The 19722-nt window shown below is 37.5% G+C and carries 12 protein-coding genes, 14 tRNA genes and 2 pseudogenes; 22 read left to right on the top strand and 6 right to left on the bottom strand.

Translation table 11 applies throughout. From position 1 onward, the window contains the following. The first annotated feature begins 17 nt into the window (after nucleotides 1-17). The 14 genes from ACXY7N_RS22840 (at nucleotide 18) to ACXY7N_RS22905 (ending at nucleotide 1254) form a co-directional block, all read left to right on the top strand. Nucleotides 18-90, top strand: a tRNA-Ala gene (locus ACXY7N_RS22840). A gap of 20 nt (nucleotides 91-110) precedes the next feature. Continuing rightward, nucleotides 111-187 (top strand) — tRNA-Met (locus tag ACXY7N_RS22845). Between the two features lie 4 nt (nucleotides 188-191). After that, nucleotides 192-268: transfer RNA gene (locus ACXY7N_RS22850), tRNA-Ile, on the top strand. A 17-nt stretch (nucleotides 269-285) separates the two neighbouring features. After that, nucleotides 286-378, top strand: a tRNA-Ser gene (locus tag ACXY7N_RS22855). Between the two features lie 27 nt (nucleotides 379-405). After that, nucleotides 406-482, top strand: a tRNA-Met gene (locus ACXY7N_RS22860). A 3-nt stretch (nucleotides 483-485) separates the two neighbouring features. Then, nucleotides 486-561, top strand: a tRNA-Asp gene (locus ACXY7N_RS22865). Nucleotides 562-574: 13 nt separating this feature from the next. Then, nucleotides 575-650, top strand: a tRNA-Phe gene (locus ACXY7N_RS22870). Nucleotides 651-664: 14 nt separating this feature from the next. After that, nucleotides 665-740: transfer RNA gene (locus tag ACXY7N_RS22875), tRNA-Thr, on the top strand. A gap of 10 nt (nucleotides 741-750) precedes the next feature. Beyond that, a tRNA-Lys gene (locus tag ACXY7N_RS22880) sits at nucleotides 751-826 on the top strand. 13 nt (nucleotides 827-839) lie between these two features. Further along, nucleotides 840-910: transfer RNA gene (locus ACXY7N_RS22885), tRNA-Gly, on the top strand. 10 nt (nucleotides 911-920) lie between these two features. Further along, nucleotides 921-997, top strand: a tRNA-Ile gene (locus ACXY7N_RS22890). A 7-nt stretch (nucleotides 998-1004) separates the two neighbouring features. Further along, nucleotides 1005-1079: transfer RNA gene (locus ACXY7N_RS22895), tRNA-Asn, on the top strand. A 7-nt stretch (nucleotides 1080-1086) separates the two neighbouring features. Further along, a tRNA-Ser gene (locus ACXY7N_RS22900) sits at nucleotides 1087-1177 on the top strand. Between the two features lie 5 nt (nucleotides 1178-1182). Beyond that, nucleotides 1183-1254, top strand: a tRNA-Glu gene (locus ACXY7N_RS22905). A 348-nt stretch (nucleotides 1255-1602) separates the two neighbouring features. Here the strand turns inward: ACXY7N_RS22905 and ACXY7N_RS22910 are convergent. Then, a complete protein-coding gene (locus tag ACXY7N_RS22910; RefSeq protein WP_016136900.1) occupies nucleotides 1603-2019 on the bottom strand; it encodes a nucleoside 2-deoxyribosyltransferase in 417 nt (138 codons plus the stop codon). Nucleotides 2020-2288: 269 nt separating this feature from the next. On the opposite strand from ACXY7N_RS22910, the pseudogene ACXY7N_RS22915 reads away from it, so the two are divergent. Both ACXY7N_RS22915 and ACXY7N_RS22920 read left to right on the top strand, forming a co-directional pair. Continuing rightward, a pseudogene (locus tag ACXY7N_RS22915) lies at nucleotides 2289-2639 on the top strand (RNA polymerase sigma factor); the annotation flags it as partial. 289 nt (nucleotides 2640-2928) lie between these two features. Then, nucleotides 2929-3873 carry an L-lactate dehydrogenase gene (locus ACXY7N_RS22920; RefSeq protein ID WP_000715344.1) on the top strand — a complete coding sequence of 315 codons (945 nt, stop codon included), beginning with the start codon at nucleotides 2929-2931 and terminating at the stop codon, nucleotides 3871-3873. Nucleotides 3874-4043: 170 nt separating this feature from the next. On the opposite strand, the gene ACXY7N_RS22925 is transcribed toward ACXY7N_RS22920, so the two are convergent. After that, complete coding sequence (locus ACXY7N_RS22925) at nucleotides 4044-8267, bottom strand: S8 family serine peptidase (protein ID WP_488592620.1); 4224 nt, start codon at nucleotides 8265-8267, stop codon at nucleotides 4044-4046. Nucleotides 8268-8299: 32 nt separating this feature from the next. Continuing rightward, nucleotides 8300-8905: a CalY family protein gene (locus ACXY7N_RS22930; protein WP_098986366.1), complete on the bottom strand. Its 606-nt coding sequence runs from the start codon at nucleotides 8903-8905 to the stop codon at nucleotides 8300-8302. A gap of 467 nt (nucleotides 8906-9372) precedes the next feature. Between ACXY7N_RS22930 and glgB the strand changes: the two genes are divergently transcribed. From glgB to ACXY7N_RS22960, 6 genes and pseudogenes are all read left to right on the top strand, one after another. After that, a complete protein-coding gene (gene glgB / locus ACXY7N_RS22935) occupies nucleotides 9373-11310 on the top strand; it encodes a 1,4-alpha-glucan branching protein GlgB (RefSeq protein WP_016085764.1) in 1938 nt (645 codons plus the stop codon). Next, nucleotides 11258-12388 (top strand): glucose-1-phosphate adenylyltransferase, encoded by a 1131-nt coding sequence (gene glgC / locus ACXY7N_RS22940; RefSeq protein ID WP_000057614.1) that lies wholly within the window; start codon nucleotides 11258-11260, stop codon nucleotides 12386-12388. The genes glgB and glgC overlap by 53 nt, the downstream gene beginning before the upstream one ends. A gap of 18 nt (nucleotides 12389-12406) precedes the next feature. Continuing rightward, complete coding sequence (gene glgD, locus ACXY7N_RS22945) at nucleotides 12407-13441, top strand: glucose-1-phosphate adenylyltransferase subunit GlgD (protein WP_016085765.1); 1035 nt, start codon at nucleotides 12407-12409, stop codon at nucleotides 13439-13441. A gap of 112 nt (nucleotides 13442-13553) precedes the next feature. Beyond that, entirely contained in the window at nucleotides 13554-14984 is a 1431-nt protein-coding gene (glgA, locus tag ACXY7N_RS22950; protein WP_016135559.1) for a glycogen synthase GlgA, read from the top strand. Between the two features lie 18 nt (nucleotides 14985-15002). Beyond that, the gene (glgP, locus tag ACXY7N_RS22955) at nucleotides 15003-17411 is read left to right on the top strand and encodes a glycogen phosphorylase (RefSeq protein WP_016085767.1); all 2409 of its coding nucleotides are present in this window, start codon (nucleotides 15003-15005) and stop codon (nucleotides 17409-17411) included. A 55-nt stretch (nucleotides 17412-17466) separates the two neighbouring features. Further along, nucleotides 17467-17571: pseudogene (locus tag ACXY7N_RS22960) on the top strand (GNAT family N-acetyltransferase); the annotation flags it as partial. 29 nt (nucleotides 17572-17600) lie between these two features. Here ACXY7N_RS22960 and ACXY7N_RS22965 read toward each other — a convergent pair. The 3 genes from ACXY7N_RS22965 to ACXY7N_RS22975 form a co-directional block, all read right to left on the bottom strand. Next, nucleotides 17601-17735: a hypothetical protein gene (locus ACXY7N_RS22965; protein ID WP_080117823.1), complete on the bottom strand. Its 135-nt coding sequence runs from the start codon at nucleotides 17733-17735 to the stop codon at nucleotides 17601-17603. A gap of 76 nt (nucleotides 17736-17811) precedes the next feature. Next, the gene (locus ACXY7N_RS22970; RefSeq protein WP_016085769.1) at nucleotides 17812-18534 is read right to left on the bottom strand and encodes a lipase family protein; all 723 of its coding nucleotides are present in this window, start codon (nucleotides 18532-18534) and stop codon (nucleotides 17812-17814) included. A gap of 173 nt (nucleotides 18535-18707) precedes the next feature. Further along, nucleotides 18708-19490 (bottom strand): TIGR00266 family protein, encoded by a 783-nt coding sequence (locus ACXY7N_RS22975; protein WP_016085770.1) that lies wholly within the window; start codon nucleotides 19488-19490, stop codon nucleotides 18708-18710. Nucleotides 19491-19722: the final 232 nt, after the last annotated feature.

A 19722-nucleotide genomic window follows, 5' to 3' on the forward strand; every position in this document is an offset into this window, starting at 1 on the left:
GATTTTCCAAAAAACACGGGGCCTTAGCTCAGCTGGGAGAGCGCCTGCCTTGCACGCAGGAGGTCAGCGGTTCGATCCCGCTAGGCTCCACTTTTTTTAATATCATTTATGGCGGTGTAGCTCAGCTGGCTAGAGCGTACGGTTCATACCCGTGAGGTCGGGGGTTCGATCCCCTCCGCCGCTACCATAAAGGACCTTTAGCTCAGCTGGTTAGAGCAGACGGCTCATAACCGTCCGGTCGTAGGTTCGAGTCCTACAAGGTCCACCACTAAAGGTTTATATCTCGGAGGTATACCCAAGTTCGGCTGAAGGGATCGGTCTTGAAAACCGACAGGCGGCGAGAGTCGCGCGGGGGTTCGAATCCCTCTACCTCCTCCATTTTTTCTAAATTAAATATTTTATCATCGCGGGGTGGAGCAGCACGGTAGCTCGTCGGGCTCATAACCCGAAGGTCGCAGGTTCAAATCCTGTCCCCGCAACCAAATGGTCCCGTGGTGTAGTGGTTAACATGCCTGCCTGTCACGCAGGAGATCGCCGGTTCGACCCCGGTCGGGACCGCCATTTTTTACATAAAGGCTCGGTAGCTCAGTCGGTAGAGCAGAGGACTGAAAATCCTCGTGTCGGCGGTTCGATTCCGTCCCGAGCCACCATTTTGAAGTCGCAAGCCGACTTAGCTCAATTGGTAGAGCAACTGACTTGTAATCAGTAGGTTGGGGGTTCAAGTCCTCTAGTCGGCACCACTTTCAAAATGAGCCATTAGCTCAGTTGGTAGAGCATCTGACTTTTAATCAGAGGGTCGAAGGTTCGAATCCTTCATGGCTCACCATTTATAATTTAATGCGGGTGTAGTTTAGTGGTAAAACAAGAGCCTTCCAAGCTCTGGTCGAGAGTTCGATTCTCTTCACCCGCTTTTCAATTATGGGCCTATAGCTCAGCTGGTTAGAGCGCACGCCTGATAAGCGTGAGGTCGATGGTTCGAGTCCATTTAGGCCCACCATAATTGTTCCGCAGTAGCTCAGTGGTAGAGCTATCGGCTGTTAACCGATCGGTCGTAGGTTCGAGTCCTACCTGCGGAGCCATATTTATAGAGAAGTACCCAAGTGGCTCAAGGGGCTCCCCTGCTAAGGGAGTAGATCGCGAACGCGGTGCGAGGGTTCGAATCCCTTCTTCTCTGCCAGAACTGGCCCGTTGGTCAAGTGGTTAAGACACCGCCCTTTCACGGCGGTAACACGGGTTCGAATCCCGTACGGGTCATACTAAAAGAGATAGCATAATCTGCTATCTCTTTTTTGTTGTGTAAAAGCGGACTTTGAATCGTCTGCTTTTTTTTTATAGATTTCTTGTATACTTTTTTCTATTCTAATCGTCTAACTAATAGAAAGGAGAGAGCGATGGAGTATGAAAAGATTATTATAAAAACCTCTAAAAGCATTTATAGGTATTTTCTTAAAATAGGGCTAACACCATATGCCCATTAACCTAAGAATTTTATAATGCCCTCAAAATTAGCTTGATGGTGATGGGGTATCGCCATCATTTTGGAAATAAACCACGTTAAGATTATATAAGTTTAATTTCACATGAGCTTTTTTCTTTTTTTGATTACGTTACAGCTCCATCATAAAATATACGAGGTAATTTATTAAAATCATACTGAATTACTTTATCAAAGCTATCCAAATATGCATGTAAAGATTGTGTAATCATAAGATTAACAACTTTTTCTTTAGTATTAAAAATAATAATAGGTTTTTTAAGTGACCAAGTATACCCAACTTCCCACATTGTTCCGGAATCTTGATCATTATATATTGCAAAGGTAATATCACTATGTTGAATTGCATTTACATCAGTAACAAAGTTTTGAAATTGCCATTCATAAGATCCAAAGGGAAATTTACTCATATATTTTCGTGGAGAAAATACATTTAATCCTTTCTTAGATAAAATTATCTCTAATTTTTCTAATAGTGCAATTTGTTCAGGGTTGAAAAATGGCCCGGCTAAATATATATTCATTTATTTGCCCCCCTAATGGTTATAAAAATAATTATTTTTTATTCACTTATATGATTTGTATGTATGTAAACAAGTTTTAATAAGAGTTTTTGGTTTTGAGATAATAAAAGGTATAATTACAAAGTAATTATGCTGTGAAAGTTAAAAATTTTATAATGCTTCCAAAACAAAAATATTGTGTCTTTTATAACAACGAGGTCCATTTTTATGGTTCTGGGGATCGTATTAAATTTTAACTTGATGGCGAGGGGCTAACACCAGCAGATGTAGAAGACATTGTTCAAGACACGATACATAAAGCATTATTGTCTGTACCAAATATGAAAATTACTTATATAAAAACATGGTTATTTCAAGTTGCGATTAATAGACACCGTGATTTAGCAAGAAGGCAAAAGCGTAGTGAAGAAATCCCGATTGAATCTGTTCAATTAATTGGATCAAAAGGATTAGATGAACCACTTTTGAGAAAAGAGCTTCAAGTAGAAATACAAAGCATGCTTGGAAAGATGAATCCAATATATAAATATATCCTTTTATTAAAGTATAATTATGAACTTTTATATAAGGAAATAGCAACCATATTAGAGATGAAAGAAGAAAATGTGAGTTGCGCTTGATATATTCAGAAAATCGCTGATATAATTTCAATCACCAAAGAAAACATAAGAAAAATCCTTTCACAATCTAAAGAAAACGCCTCCATTAAAATGGATTCCACACCTATTCCATCAACTTTACACTCTATGTGAAAAAGTTCACAAATAGGTCATAATTTGTGAAGTAATTCACAATAATACGTGCTACAATATGAGTGTAAAGAAGTTAAACAACATTAAATTAGTATTTTAATTAATTACTTAAACAATCATAAAAAATAGATGTGAACAATAGAGAGGGGAAATTAACATGAAAAAAGGTATCAATCGTGTAGTATTAGTAGGAACAGGAGCTGTAGGTTGTAGTTACGCTTACTCAATGATCAACCAAGGTGTAGCTGAAGAATTCGTATTAGTAGATGTTAATGAAGCAAAAGCAGAAGGGGAAGCGATGGACTTAAGCCATGCAGTACCATTCTCTCCATCACCAACAAAAGTTTGGAGCGGTAGCTATGCAGATTGTAAAGATGCAGATTTAGTAGTTATCACTGCTGGATTACCACAAAAGCCAGGTGAAACTCGTTTAGACTTAGTTGAGAAGAACACAAAAATCTTTAAACAAATCGTTCGCGGTATTATGGATAGCGGATTCGATGGAATCTTCTTAATTGCAACTAACCCAGTTGACATTTTAACTTACGTAACTTGGAAAGAATCTGGTCTACCAAAAGAGCGTGTAATCGGTTCTGGTACAACTTTAGACTCTGCTCGTTTCCGTTACATGTTAGGTGACTACTTAGATGTAGATCCACGTAACGTACATGCTTACATCGTTGGTGAACACGGTGACACTGAACTTCCAGTATGGAGCCACGCTACTATCGGTGTACAAAAACTAGAAACAATCTTAGCTAACAACGAACAGTACAAACAAGAAGACTTAGACAAAATCTTCGAAAACGTACGTGATGCAGCTTACCATATCATCGAGCGTAAAGGTGCAACTTACTACGGAATCGGTATGTCACTACTTCGTGTAACTAAAGCAATCTTAAGCAACGAGAACAGCGTATTAACTGTATCTGCATACCTTGAAGGACAATACGGTGAGAAAGATGCTTTCGTAGGTGTTCCAGCTGTTATTAACCGCGAAGGTGTACGTGAAATCGTAGAACTTGAGCTAAATGAAGATGAAAAAGCGAAATTCGCTCATTCTGTAAAAGTATTAAAAGAAACAATGGCACCAGTACTATAATAATTGATAAATCATTCAGAGGCGGGACACTGCTTCCTACCTCTGAATTCATATAATTTAATATAAATTCCTTTTCCGGTTTCCTTGTATATCCCCAATATACCCCTTTTGCTGGATAAGGATCGTTTATAGAAAAGAGCACTCTACTTTACGTAGAGTGCTCTTTATTATTATTTTTTAGGCGTTAATCCCAATTTCTTTAAGATATCTGCCAGTGTACCGCTTTTTGATTTTTCCGCAGGTGTTTGTGATTTAGATGCATCCGGACCCTTTTTCAAGAAGTTCTTTTCAACAAAGCGAATATCTTTTTCGTCGACAATACCATCTTTGTTAAGGTCTCCGTCTTTTACAGATACTCCTTTTTTACCATAGTTGCTAGCGATAATTTCAGCATCTTTTATATCAATTACTTTATCACCGTTTACATCACCGGCAAGGTTTTCATCAAGGCGTGCATAATAATATTGACCAAGCAGCTTACCATCTTTTTCAGTACCTAATTTCGTTGTTAGACGGCTTGTTAAATGTCCTGGAACTTCTACATATAAGTTATAGTCGCGTTTATTAACTGGAAATCCATTCAGCTTGAAGTATCCATATTTATCTAGTGATCCTTCAAACTTATGACGGTAGGAATCTGTTGCATATACTTTTACGCCAAGCTTTGTATAATCGAATTTTTCATCTAAATATCCACGTTCATTTAAGAATGCACCAGGTTTAATATTTCCTTCTACTAGTGAGTTTAAGGACATAACTGAGAATGTTTGATCTTGAAGTACACGCATTCTGTTTGGTTCTGGTTCACCTTGTTTCCAGTAAGCGAACACTGATAAATCTAATTGAGCATTTGCTTCATAAAACTCATCGTTTTCGACTTTGAACGTTACATCAATGAATGGGAAATCACCATCTAATCCAGCGAAGTTTTTGTCATCGATAGCTCCGCCTACTGTAACAGAACCTGCTTCTAGTTTCGGTTCATTTACTTTTGCTGTTACCCCTTTTTCAGAAAGGAGTTTTTCAAAAGCAGGATTCAATTTCGCATTTGCAAATTTGAAGTTCTTCTCTAGGAATTTTACGTTAAATTCCCCAGCAACGAATTGTTTTACGTGTTTCGCATTTAGGGTTACAGTAAGTTCATCATTTTTGTATACTTCTCTTTTATCATAGCTAGTTTTCGCATATTGAGCTCCTTGCGGGATAAACCAATAGTTATTTACACCGTTTGGATAGTCAGGTCCTGCAGTTGCATAATCGAAAATATATACGCCTGTGTTCATTGGGCCTTCCAGCTTAAAGGATTCAGGAGTAATGCCAACTTTAAAGTCACCATTTGCATTAATAGGTAAAAACTTATGCAAGTATGGGGAATAATCATAGTACATAACGCCATTCGCTTCTTGCGTAATGTTTAAGCCTTTTCCTTTTAAGTAGTCAACGTTTGAATCATATACATTACCTTTAATCCATAGTGCCTTTTTGCCATCTTCCACTGTATAATTCTCTTCATTTAATTCATAAATACCAGGTTTTAATCCCGTTAATTTCACTTCCGGTGGTGTATTATCAATTACGACATAATCACCTTTCACACGTGCTTTCCCGGCTTTATCGTAGCCGACAAACTCAATTGTGTAGTCTCCTTCTGGTAAGTTGATTTTCTCATCACCGATTGGTTTTGCAGGATCATTTGTAAAAGGATATACTTTTCCGTTAAAGAATGAATCTAAGTAATAATACACATCCGTTTTTAGTCCACTCGTGTTTAATGTTCCGATGAAGCCGAGCGCTTTATTTGTTTTGGAATCTTTCACGATAAGATCTAACGTTTCAAGTTCGCTATTTAATTGGAATGCCCCGTGAACATAGGATTCACCGTATGGATTAAATTTCGATGTATCAGTTGAAATGGCTTTTCTTGATAGTATCGCGTTTTCAATACCAGGTTCTGATACACGAATAGAGAACGGAATTTGATACGTTTCTTCTTTATTTTTCGTATTTGTAATATGAATATATCCTTCATATCGGCCTTGCTTTGCACCGGCTGGGACATTAATTTTTGCTTCGATTTCATCTGATTTGCCAGCATCAAGAGTAATTGTTTCTGGAACAGAGACTTTTACACTGTTTGCGACAGCATCGTTAATAGTAGAAGAAGCCGGTATATAAGAAATTTCTGTTTTAAATTCTTTCTTCTCTTGTTTATTATGGTTTTCCACTTTTATATTTCGTTTTTGTTCAAGAGCTTCACCGTCTTTTTGATAAAACTTACCGAATGCAATAGATCCAGTTTCTTCGGGTACTTCAATTACTTCATCATTTACAACAGTTTTTGTCGTATCTAATACTTTAAAGCTTGTTTCTGTATGAACAGCGTTGTATGCATCTACTCGCCCAGCTCCAACTTCATATACAGAATATTTTTCTTTTAAATCATCAGCCGTGTTCATAAGAGACGCCTTTACATCGAATGGAGAGTATTCTGGGTGTTCTTGTAAAATAAGAGCAGCAACGCCAGCGATATGAGGGGATGCCATAGATGTTCCTTGCATACGCTCATAGGAAACGTCATAGTTTTCGCCTTCTTGTGGATCGTTAATATATTCAGGCACTGTTGAAAGTACAGCAACACCAGGTGCTGTAATATCAGGTTTAATATCATCATTTGATGTAACAGGGCCTCGTGAGCTAAAGTCTGCAAGATGATCGCCTTCTGTTTGAATATAACTAATTTCGCCAAAAGTAAAGGAGGTGTTACCTTGTTCGATTTGAGCTTTTAGTTTTTCACCGTCTTCTTTCGTTAGGCGGAATGCTGGAATGTATTTTGTGCTTTCGCCAACGTAGAAAGGAATTTCTCCGTCCACATTGTTATAAATAATAACGGCTTTTGCACCAGCTTGTTTCGCATTCGCGATTTTTTCATCAAATGAGAGTGTACCACGTGCAACGAGAGCGATTTTCCCTTTTACATCTTTTTTACTAAATTCGTCAGGCGTACCGATTCCTACAGATTCAATAGGGAGAGATTGTCCTTTGAAATCTTCTATTTTATCAGTGAAGTTTTTGCCAAATAAAATTAAGTTAGGGAATTGTACTTGTCCAGCATGACCTGATAGTTTTGGTAAGGAAATAGAACTATCACTTGCCCCGACCGTAATCGCAAAGGGAGAAGCACCTGGTGATCCGAGTGTCGCTGGATTTGGACCAGAGTTCCCAGCAGCAACGACTGTAACAACACCGGAAAGCATCGCGTTATTGACAGCGATAGACGTTGGATCAAGCGGATTGTTACTATCGTCACCTAACGATAAATTAATAACGTTCATACCGTCAGAAATAGATTTATCGATTGCAGCAATAATACCAGAACTATCTCCGCTTCCGTATGGACCAAGTACACGATAGTTATACAGTTCAATGTCAGGTGCAACACCTTTTACTGCGGAATCTGATGTGTTTTTCTTTTGAGCAGAAACGATACCTGCTACGTGAGTACCATGTGCGGTGTAGAAGGAAGAGCCACGATCATCGAATTCAGGAGCGCCAGATTGTTGCCATTCTGCATACGTAGTCTCCATCGGATCTGCATCGTTATTAATAAAGTCCCAACCTTTTACGGAGTTTGGGTCTATTTTGCTAGAGTCCTCGCCATTTTTTGCACGGTATCCTTTATACACATCTTTTAAGTCAGGGTGATTGTAATCAATACCTGTATCTAATACACCAACTTTAATTCCTTTTCCGGTAATGCCCTCGCTATGTAACTTATCTACCCCAATTTGCGGAATGCTATCTGTTAGTTTTTGAGGTGCTTTCTGCTCTGCTTGTTTTGGTAAATTTAATTTTACTTCGTAATCTTTCCAAATACGTTTTACAACACCGATTCGTAACAATTCTTCAACTGTATTTGCAGGTAATGTCAGGGCAACCCCATTTATAGCATGTTTATAAGAGCGTTTAATTTGTACAGACTGGAAATTTCCAGACTTTACTGATGGACTGAATTGACGGAGGTTTTTAAGACCTTTTTGGAATTCTTCATGCTCTTGATCAATGCGTGCTTTTATATTTCCAGGTGCAGCTTGCAATCCTTTTTCTTTTTGTTTTAATTCATTAATCTTTACTGGCGCAGTTTGAAATTCTACAATGATATTTACTGGTTCGGAACTGCTCGTATTAATATCTGGTGAAATCGTAAAACCAGGATTGGCATCTAACGTTTGTAATGCCTGACGCTGTTCTTTAGAAAGTTTTGATAGTAAAGACTGGGCGTTTGAAGAGTCAATTTGATTAATAGGGTTTTCAGCAAGTACATTGAACGGAAGGGCAGTTGAAAATAGAACGCCAGCCGTTACAATTCCGGTAACAAAACGATTTTTCTTTTTCATGTATAGGCCTCCGATAATTTATATTTTTAAAATTATTTCTCCACGCCTGGTGTTTGCTCTGCATGGAATGTCCAATTTAGCTGTAAGGAATCCCCCTGGAATTTATTTTGATCTTGGTCGTTGTCTTCAAAGGAGAAGAGGACGTGTAAGGAATCTGTTTCACCAGATTTAATACCATCTATTAAGTTATGACGTTCTAGAGATGTAGCTACATCCTCAGGTTTCATATTTTTCAATTCTGATAGTTTTGTTTCCCACAAAATTTCATGATCATCGTTTGGATTAGATGGCTTTCCATCATTCACTAAAAATTTGACGATGATGTGATCGCCTAAATCTTCACCATCATTATTTTGCTTTGCATCTGTAACTTCATAGGATGTTTCAAGTGCTACCTTTGCAATATCCAATGTTCCTTTGTTTTCAAGCTTGAAATTTCTTTCAATAAAATCACCTGGTTTTAAATCTTTCACATCAACGATTACACTTGGATTAATAGAAAGGTCTAGTGTTCCCGCTTGAAATGAATTATTCGATGTTTCAGAATCACTGAAATAGGCGAATACACCGCCGAATGTAAGGGATAAGCCAAGTGAAGCTGTGACAACTCCCATTCCAACTTTTTGTTTTACTGACATAAGAAAGCCCCCTAATTTTAATTTTTTCAAACGTTCGCCGGGAGTATGGATAGAGTAAACAGAGTGTTTCAGTATGAATTATATTTGCGAAGGTTTGGTGTTCTTTATTGAGAACGAGTATATGCTTATGAATTTTCCATTTCAATAAAATTGTGACAAAAAATGTTGAGAAACATTTTTTTATGACAGATTATTTTGTTGTGATTTTACGTGATAAATAGAGTGGAAAATAGGAGGAATCTAATAGAATAGATATTGAGAAATAAATAAAAGGCAGAAAGATAGAAAGAAAGTGAAGCGTTTTCAATGAATATTCGTCAAAATTCGATATTTTATATGGAAATGTGAAAAAAATCAATATTTTTAAGAAAAAAACGTATATTTTTTATAAATCAACAAGGATATTTCAGTTTTTTGCAGAATTGTTAAAGTATAAAAAATTCTGTCATCTTAGTGAGGTGAACATATTGAGTGTAATAAATTGTGAAGAAGTGAAACGAGATGAGTTTCATACAGAAAAGTACTATGACAGTTATAACATCTTTGGCGCACATGTTGTGACGGAAGATGAGATGCGAGGAGTACGATTTACAGTATGGGCTCCTCATGCGAAAGCAATGAGTGTTGTTGGAGATTTTAATGAATGGGATTATGAACAACATAAGATGCTACAAGTGACAGAAGAGGGAATTTGGTCCTTGTTTATACCGCATATTGAAGAAAGAGAAATATATAAATATGCGATTGAAACAATGACTGGTGACGTCATTTTAAAGGCAGATCCGTATGCTGTGTATGCAGAAGTAAGACCGAATACGGCATCTGTAGTTTTTGATATAAAGGGATACGAATGGAATGATAAAAACTGGAGCCGTAAGAAAAAGAAAAAATCGGTTTATAAAGAAGCGATGACGGTTTATGAATTACATTTCGGTTCTTGGAAAAAGAAAGAAGACGGAACACTGTATTCTTACAGGGAAATGGCAGAAGAACTCATTCCTTATGTGGTGGAACATCAATTTACACATATTGAAATTATGCCGCTTGTTGAGCATCCATATGATCGTTCTTGGGGATATCAAGGGACGGGATATTATGCAGCAACGAGTAGATTCGGCACGCCACATGATTTGATGCATTTTGTCGATGAATGTCATAAATATGGAATCGGTGTCATTTTAGATTGGGTGCCGGGGCATTTTTGTAAAGATGCTCACGGTTTATATTTGTTTGATGGGACACCGACTTATGAATATAAAGATAAAGATGTCCAAGAAAATCTAGTATGGGGAACTGTCAATTTTGATTTAGGAAAGAGGGAAGTACGTAATTTCTTAATTTCAAATGCGTTATTTTGGATGAGACATTTCCATATTGACGGTTTCAGGGTGGATGCAGTTGCGAATATGTTGTATTGGAATAAAGAAGGGCAGGAGCAAAGTAATGAGCACGCTGTTTCATTTTTACGAGAGTTAAATGAAGCGGTGTTTGCAGAAGATGAAGATTTCCTTATGACAGCAGAAGATTCAACAGCTTGGCCACTTGTAACAGCCCCAACGTATGAAGGTGGGCTTGGGTTCAATTACAAATGGAATATGGGCTGGATGAATGATGTGCTGAAATATATGGAGTGTGCGCCTGAGTATAGGAAGCATATTCATGAGAAAATGACGTTTTCTTTAATGTATGCTTACTCTGAAAACTTTATATTACCGCTTTCTCATGATGAAGTCGTTCATGGGAAAAAGTCGTTATTAAATAAAATGCCAGGAGATTACTGGGATAAGTTTGCTCAACTTCGTTTATTATATGGATATTTTTTTACTCACCCAGGAAAGAAATTACTTTTCATGGGAGGAGAATTTGGGCAGTTTGATGAGTGGAAAGACCTTGAAGATTTAGATTGGAATTTACATGATTTTGAAATGCATCGTTATATGCATGATTACTTTAAAGAGCTCATAGCATTGTATAAGCGCTCCAAACCACTTTGGCAGCTTGATCATTCACCTGAAGGATTTCAGTGGATAGATGCTAATAATCATGAGCAAAGTATTTTCTCGTTTATCCGCCAAGGGGATAAACAAGAAGATGCGTTAGTTGTCGTATGTAATTTTACGAAAGCTACATATGAAAACTATAAAGTAGGTGTACCAGATTTCGAGAATTATAACGAGATTTTAAATAGTGATGCTGAGCAATATGGCGGTTCGGGGCAAGTAAATAAGAAACGTCTTAAGGCGATTCTAGAACCGTATCATAATCAAGCAGCACATGTAGAAATTACAATTCCACCATTTGGCGTATCCATATTACGACCAGTGAAGACGAGAAAGGGGAGCAAAAAACAAGATGGCTCAAAAACAAAAGTGCGTAGCAATGTTACTAGCAGGGGGAAAAGGTAGTCGATTAAGTGCATTAACAAAAAATTTAGCCAAGCCAGCTGTTCCATTTGGTGGTAAATATCGCATTATTGATTTTACGCTAAGCAACTGTGCGAATTCTGGTATTGAAACGGTGGGGATTTTGACGCAGTATCAACCACTTGAACTTCATAATTATATCGGAATCGGCAATGCTTGGGATTTAGACCGAGTAAGCGGTGGAGTCACAGTGTTACCTCCTTATGCGGAATCTTCAGGGGTGAAGTGGTACACAGGTACGGCAAGTGCCATTTATCAAAACTTAAACTATTTAAGTCAGTACGAACCAGAGTATGTTCTTATTTTATCTGGCGACCATATTTATAAAATGGATTACAGTAAAATGCTAGATTACCATATTGAGAAAGAAGCGGATGTTTCGATTTCTGTTATTGAAGTGCCTTGGGATGAAGCGAGTCGCTTTGGCATTATGAATACAAATGAAGAGATGGAGATTGTTGAATTTGAAGAGAAACCGCAATTTCCAAGAAGTAATCTTGCCTCAATGGGAATCTATATTTTTAACTGGGCAATTTTGAAAGAGTATTTAGAGATGGATGCAAGAAATCCTGAATCTAGTAATGATTTCGGAAAAGATGTACTTCCGCTTTTATTAGATGAAGGGAAAAAGCTTATGGCGTATCCGTTTGAAGGATATTGGAAGGATGTTGGAACGGTGAAAAGCTTATGGGAAGCGAATATGGATTTACTTCGCGATGAAACGTCGCTGAATTTAAACGATCGTAATTGGCGTATTTATTCTGTGAATCCAAACGAACCGCCTCAATATATTGCCGAACAGGCAAAAGTAGAAGAATCACTTATTAACGAAGGATGCGTCATTGAAGGGGACGTGAAGCATTCTGTATTATTCCAAGGGGTGACGGTGGAAGAGGGTAGTATGGTTATTGATTCTGTCGTTATGCCAGGAGCGAAGATTGGTAAAAATGTTGTGATTGAAAGAGCGATCGTTGGATCGGAAATGGTTATTGAAGATGGAACAATTATTCGTCCAGAAAAGAATGTTGACGATGTAGTACTAATTGCTGAAGGGAAATAGAAAAGGGGGATGAAATGAATGGGAGAAAAAATGTTAGGAATTATTAATGCAACGGGAAGTTTTCCTTCCTTAAAGAAAGTAACAGGGCATCGTTCACTAGCGGCGTTACCGTTTGGGGGCCGTTATCGACTCATTGATTTCATGCTTTCAAATATGGTGAATTCTAATATTCATAGTGTGGCAGTTTTTACAAGCCATAAAAACCGTTCACTAATGGACCACGTTGGTTCAGGCAAACAGTGGGATTTAGATAGAAAAAGAGACGGACTGTTTTTATTCCCGCCAAACTGCCAATGTGACCAAGATGAATTTGGATCCTTTGCACATTTTAGAAGACATATTGATTATTTTCTAAGAGCCAGAGAAGAATACGTTGTTATTACGAATAGCCATCTCGTAACAGCATTAAATTTTCAAGGGGTGTTAGAGCGACATATACATACGGCAGCTGACATTACGGAAGTTTGTCATGAAGGGGTTTCGCTTCAAACATACGTGTTAAAGAAGCAATTATTATTAGATTTATTTGAAGCATATAAAGATGTGGAGCAATACAGTTTATTTGATGTAGTGAGAGAAAAGCGCGGAAAATCACTGCATATTGCTACGTATGAGCATACAGGATATGTAGCTATTATTGATTCGATTGAAAGTTACTATAAGCATAGTTTAGAAATTTTGCAGCCTGCTATTTGGAAGCAAGTATTTAAGAAAGAAGCACCGATCTTTACGAAAGTAAAAGATGAACCACCAACGCGTTACTTAAAGGGTGCAGCCGTGAAAAATACAATGATTGCAAACGGTAGTATTATCGAAGGCGAAGTAGAAAATAGTGTTGTCTCCCGTTCTGTTAAAATTGGAAAAGGTTCAATTGTTCGTAATAGCATTATTATGCAAAAGAGCCAAATTGGAGATAACTGTATAATAGACGGTGTTATTATTGATAAAGACGTGAAAATTGGTGATGGTGTCGTACTAAAAGGAAACGCCGATGAACCATACGTTGTCGAAAAAGGAAGCGTTCAAAACAGTACAATTAATAGTTATTCTTAAGAAATCAGTGGGGGTTTTTCCTCCACTGATTAAAGTTATAATTTAAATGAAAACTCGAAGGGAGGAAGCTGCAAGGGAAGTAGTATAAGCTTTTCGTGCAGTGGGACAACAAGTGAATATTTTATTTGCAGTATCAGAATGTGTACCATTTGTTAAATCGGGAGGATTAGCTGATGTAGCAGGTGCGCTCCCAAAAGAGCTGAAAAAATTAGGTGTGGAAGTTCGCATTATACTCCCAAATTATAGTCTTATTCCAAAAAAATTAAGGGATGGATGTACGCTACATAAAGTAATTAACGTCCCGCTTGGGTGGAGAAATCAATATTGTGGAATTTTAAAAGGTGAGCAGGATGGGATTACGTATTACTTAATAGATAATGAATATTATTTTAAGAGGGATTCTCTATATGGTCATTATGATGATGGAGAGCGTTTTTCTTATTTTTCGAAAGCAGTTTTAGAGTGTATTCCGCATCTTGATTTCGAAGTGGATGTTCTTCATAGCCACGATTGGCATACCGCTATGGTTAACTTCTTACTGCGTGAAAAGTATCAAGATAACCCATTATATGAGCATATTAAAACGGTGTATACGATTCATAACTTGCAGTTCCAAGGTGTATTTCCTCCTGAAGTGATGTACGACTTGTTAGAACTTGGTGATGAATATTTTCATAGTGAGCAGTTAGAGTTTTATGGAAATGTGAACTTTATGAAGGGTGGCATTATCGCTTCTGATCAAATTACAGCGGTTAGCCCGACATACAAAGAAGAAATTCAATATGAGTTTTTCGGTGAGAAGTTAGATGGGTTGTTACGAAAATATAACGGTAAGCTTAGCGGCATTGTAAATGGAATTGATACGAGCGTATATAATCCAGAAACGGATTCATATATTACTGCTCAGTACGATGCAGATTCATTATATGAAAAAAATGAAAATAAACGCGCATTGCAGCGTTATTTTGGTTTGCCAGAAAAAGAAGATACACCGATTATTTCAATGGTAACGAGATTAACGAAGCAAAAAGGTCTTGATTTAGTACGTACTGTATTCCGCGAAATAATGGAGGAAGATGTACAATGTATTATTTTAGGATCAGGTGACTCTGAATATGAACAATTCTTTGAGTGGATGGCATATGAGTATCCTGAGAAGGTAAAAGTGTATATCGGATTTAATGAAGAATTAGCTCATCAAGTGTATGCGGGAAGTGATTTATTCTTAATGCCATCACTATTTGAACCATGTGGACTTGGACAACTTATCGCATTAGCGTACGGTACAATTCCGATTGTAAGAGAGACAGGTGGATTAAATGATACTGTACAATCTTATGACGAAGAAACTGGAGAAGGAAATGGTTTCAGTTTCACGAACTTTAATGCACATGACATGTTGCACACGGTTCGTCGTGCAATTGAATTTTATCATGATAAACCGGTATGGGAGCAGCTTGTAAAACAAGCTATGACTGAAGATTACAGCTGGGAGAAATCAGCTCTTGCCTATAAGAAATTGTATAAAAGTCTCATGGAATAACATGTAGGTGGTGAAGAAATGTTTACTCATGTTGAAAGTTTTAAATCAGCTTTTCTAGAAAAGTTAGAGACGATGTATGGTAAAAGTTTTAAAGACTCTACAACTCGTGATCAATACAATACGCTTGGGTACATGGTACGTGAGTATATGAATAGTCAATGGATTGCAACGAACGAAAGTTATCGGTCTGGAGAGCAAAAGCAAATGTATTACTTATCCATTGAGTTTTTACTTGGGCGTTTGCTTGGAAGTAACATATTAAATTTAGGCATCAGGGATGTCTGTGAGCAAGGACTTTCTGAGCTTGGTATTTCGTTGCAAGAATTAGAAGAAGTGGAAGCAGATGCAGGTCTTGGAAATGGTGGACTTGGACGATTAGCAGCTTGTTTCCTTGATTCACTTGCCTCTTTAAACTTACCAGGTCATGGCTGTGGAATTCGTTACAAACACGGCTTATTTGATCAAAAAATTGTGGATGGTTATCAAGTTGAATTTCCAGAACAGTGGCTCCTTCATGAAAACGTATGGGAAGTAAGAAGGCATGATCAAGCTGTAGAAGTAAGTTATTTCGGCAATGTTGAACCGCTATACATTGATGGACGTTTAGAGTTTAGGCATACGAACGCAGAAGTAATTATGGCAGTACCATATGACGTTCCAGTAGTAGGGTATGAGACGAGTACTGTAAATACACTTAGACTTTGGAATGCTGAACCAGTTCCTTTCCCGCAAAATTGCAAAGATATTTTAAAATATAAGCGTGAAACAGAGGCGGTATCGGAGTTTTTGTATCCAGATGATACGCATGATGAGGGGAAAATACTTCGTTTGAAACAACAGTATTTCCTCGTATCAGCAAGTCTGCAAAATATCGTTCGTATGCATAGAGAAAGATATGGTGACCTTCGTCAATTACATGAGAAAATTGCGATTCATATTAATGATACACATCCAGTTTTGGCGATTCCAGAACTGATGCGTATTTTATTAGATGAAGAAAAACTAGCATGGGAAGAAGCTTGGCACATAACGACGCAAACGATTTCTTACACGAATCATACGACGTTATCAGAAGCGCTTGAAAAGTGGCCAATTCACATTTTTAAACCGTTATTACCGAGAATTTATATGATTATTGAAGAGATTAATGAACGTTTCTGTCATGAACTTTGGGAACGTTATCCGTATGAATGGCATCGCATTGAAGAGATGGCGATTATTGCGCATGATCTTGTGAAAATGGCTCATTTAGCAATTGTCGGTAGCCATAGCGTAAACGGTGTAGCAAAAATTCATACGGAAATCTTAAAGCAGCGTGAAATGCGATTGTTCTATGAATTTTATCCAGATAAGTTTAATAATAAAACGAATGGAATCGCTCATAGACGCTGGTTAATGAAGGCAAATCCGCAGCTGACAAACCTGATTTCAGAGGCAATTGGAACAGAGTGGAAGAAAGAACCGATTAAGCTTCAAGCGCTGCAAACAGTCCAATATGATGCGAGTTTCCATGAGAAATTTGCAGAGGTAAAACAAGAGCGTAAAGAGATTTTAGCAGAGCGTATTCATAATAAAATGGGGATTACAATTGATCCAAATTCTATTTTTGATGTGCAAGTAAAAAGACTGCATGCTTACAAACGACAATTATTGAATGTTCTTCATATTTTATATTTGTATAATCGTCTGAAAGAGGATGCTAGTTTTACATTTTATCCGCGTACTTTTATCTTTGGAGCGAAAGCATCACCTGGCTATTACTATGCGAAAAAAATTATTAAATTAATAAATGAGCTTGCAAGGAAAGTGAATAATGATCCGTATGTGAGTCAATATATGAAAGTTATCTTTCTAGAAAACTACCGAGTTTCTTTAGCGGAAGATATATTCCCAGCAGCGGATGTTAGTGAGCAAATTTCAACTGCGAGTAAAGAAGCATCGGGAACGGGTAACATGAAATTTATGATGAATGGTGCGATTACAATCGGAACGTTAGACGGTGCTAACGTTGAAATAAAAGACCGGGTCGGTGATGATAACTGTTTCATTTTTGGCTTAACAGCGGAAGAGGTTCTTCATTACTATCAAAATGGTGGATATCGTGCAAGTGATTATTATCACCACAATATGCATATTAAGAAAGTAGTAGATCAACTGACGAATGGTTTCTTTGCACAGTCGGGAGCTGAATTTGAAGCAATTTATGATTCTCTCGTTATTCAAAATGATGAATATTTCGTTCTGCGAGATTTTGGTCCATATGCGGAAAGGCAAGAAGCTGTTGGTAGAGCTTATGAAAACCGAACGAAGTGGCTAGAAATGTCGATTTTAAATATTGCACAATCTGGTCATTTTGCGAGCGATCGAACGATTTTGCAGTATAGTAATGAGATTTGGGGTATTGGTAATGCGGTTACACAGTATTAAGTAAAAGTCCCTTTTGAAGGGGCTTTTCTTTATTAAGTTGAAGTGGGGTGTATAGGAAGGTACATTGAGACAAAGTGTAAAAATGAATAATACATATAGGGATGCTAAAGTGTATTCACTTTTAAAAGAGGAATATAATCGCTTAAAAAACCGAGCTTAATTTCATTAAGCTCGGTTTTCTTTTTTTGCTTAAGAAAGAAATGGGATGGCGGTGTATATGATACCTGTGCCACCATATTCTCCTGTCGCAAAGTATGAAAATGTAAAGAAACCTGTAAACGAAAAAATTACAATGAGAAAAAGTGCAAAGATAAATTTTAGCATGTAAGGTCCCCTCATCCAAAAGTAAATTCATATATCATTATAGTATGCGAAAATTTAATTTCCAATTGTTTACTGGTTAAAAATGAGAAGTCAGACATGTTTTGTATGTTGTCATGGCATGATTATTTGTAATGGATTTTGTGTTTTTTGTAAAAGTCATATTGTGATGAACGTGTGCATATTCCCAGTCTTGTTCATTAAAATGGACATTACGCGGAGGGAGAAGAGGAACGACATCAAATAAATTAACGAAGCGAAAGCTACTAGCTACTTGCAGTTTATAATAATTACGAAATGCAATATCCCCCACTTTCGGAGAGGCAAATGTATAAAGACCGTACTGTGCGAAGGCGGTGTTGATACGCGCATCTAGTATATGTAGTGTAGCGAGCGCGCCGCCTAAGCTATGACCTGTTGCAAGAAGTTTTTTATGGGCTGGTAATGATACGAGCATATCCATAATAGAATCTCGGCAAGATTCATAAATAGAAAGAAAGCCGTTATGGACATTTCCGCTATTTAAAGCATATGGATATGGTTTTTGATTGACGAGTGAATCGATAATCCATTCGGTATCTGTTTGTGTCCCGCGAAAAGCTACGATAATAGTATCCTCAGATTCTAGTATGAATCCAAACCAATCTGTCGTTTGAATGGTTTTTCCTTGAAAGCCTTGTACATATTGAAAACCATCTGGTATTTCGAAAATCCCATTTTGTTTATATTGTTCATACGTTAACTCACAACAAGAAGCTAACAATATGGCAGTATCTTTATCAAAGGATAGAGGAGTACGCATTAAGGAAGCCCTCCTTAAGAAAAGGTATAGTTTAATATATGCAGTGAGGGACTTGATTCATTCGTTTGGATGGGGGAAATAGTTTGTATCGCTTAACTAAAGCAGTGGATGAAATGATATCGACTTATCGACGAATAATAACAAAATAAAACAGCGCCCCATAAGGGCACTGTTTACTCTTTTCCATCTAATAAACGGCCAAGGCCACCTAAAACGCTGCCTTCACCAGTACCCTGAGCTGCTGGGCTTGTCAGGCGTGCTGCTAAGCGGCTAAGTGTTAAGGATTGGATCCAAACTGTTCCAGGTCCTTCTAACGTTGCGAAGAATAAACCTTCTCCGCCAAATAGAGCTGTTTTTACTTTTCCAACGAACTCGACATCGTAGTTAACGTCTTTTGTCATTGCAACGAGACAACCTGTATCGATGCGAAGCTTTTCGCCAGGTTTTAATTCACGCTTATATACAGTTCCGCCTGCATGCATGAAAGCAAGTCCATCACCTTCGAGTTTCTGCATGATGAAACCTTCACCACCAAAGAAACCAGTTCCGATTTTTTTTGTAAACTCGATTCCGATAGAAACACCTTTTGCTGCACAAAGAAACGCATCTTTTTGGCAAACTACTTTCCCTTGATATTCTGTTAAATCTACAGGAACAATTTTACCAGGATAAGGAGCAGCAAATGATACGTGGCGCTTGCCGTGACCTGTATTCGTAAATACAGTCATAAACATGCTTTCACCTGTAACGAGACGTTTACCAGCGCCCATTAATTTTCCAAATAAACCTCCAGATGGGCCAGAACCATCACCGAAGATTGTTTCCATTTCGATGTAATCTTCCATCATCATCATTGCGCCCGCTTCTGCAATCACGCTTTCTTCTGGATCTAATTCAATTTCAACGAACTGCATATCGTCGCCGTATAACTTATATTCGATTTCATGTGCCTTCATTCTTATCACCTCGTATGTAATAGATACTTATATTGTACAGAATTTAATAGGATTAGAATACTTTAGTTTTGTTAATTTTCAAATTAAGTGGAACTTTAATCAGTGGGGGCCATCCCGCACTGATTATCTGCCCTCACCAATTGGGCTTTTACTGTCTGCAAATAGCGAGATAAAATATGAATATGGAAATTCAACATTATATTAAAATTATAAAAAAATGATGAGATGAAAG

The organism is Bacillus sp. 5w2 (genome assembly GCF_054353775.1).

Excerpts from the sequence above, each read along its gene's own strand:
- ACXY7N_RS22910 (WP_016136900.1), bottom strand. The coding sequence starts at position 2,019 with ATGAATATATATTTAGCCGGGCCATTTTTCAACCCTGAACAAATTGCA.
- ACXY7N_RS22920 (WP_000715344.1), top strand. The coding sequence starts at position 2,929 with ATGAAAAAAGGTATCAATCGTGTAGTATTAGTAGGAACAGGAGCTGTA.
- ACXY7N_RS22925 (WP_488592620.1), bottom strand. The coding sequence starts at position 8,267 with ATGAAAAAGAAAAATCGTTTTGTTACCGGAATTGTAACGGCTGGCGTT.
- ACXY7N_RS22930 (WP_098986366.1), bottom strand. The coding sequence starts at position 8,905 with ATGTCAGTAAAACAAAAAGTTGGAATGGGAGTTGTCACAGCTTCACTT.
- glgC (WP_000057614.1), top strand. The coding sequence starts at position 11,258 with ATGGCTCAAAAACAAAAGTGCGTAGCAATGTTACTAGCAGGGGGAAAA.
- glgD (WP_016085765.1), top strand. The coding sequence starts at position 12,407 with ATGGGAGAAAAAATGTTAGGAATTATTAATGCAACGGGAAGTTTTCCT.
- glgP (WP_016085767.1), top strand. The coding sequence starts at position 15,003 with ATGTTTACTCATGTTGAAAGTTTTAAATCAGCTTTTCTAGAAAAGTTA.
- ACXY7N_RS22965 (WP_080117823.1), bottom strand. The coding sequence starts at position 17,735 with ATGCTAAAATTTATCTTTGCACTTTTTCTCATTGTAATTTTTTCGTTT.
- ACXY7N_RS22970 (WP_016085769.1), bottom strand. The coding sequence starts at position 18,534 with ATGCGTACTCCTCTATCCTTTGATAAAGATACTGCCATATTGTTAGCT.
- ACXY7N_RS22975 (WP_016085770.1), bottom strand. The coding sequence starts at position 19,490 with ATGAAGGCACATGAAATCGAATATAAGTTATACGGCGACGATATGCAG.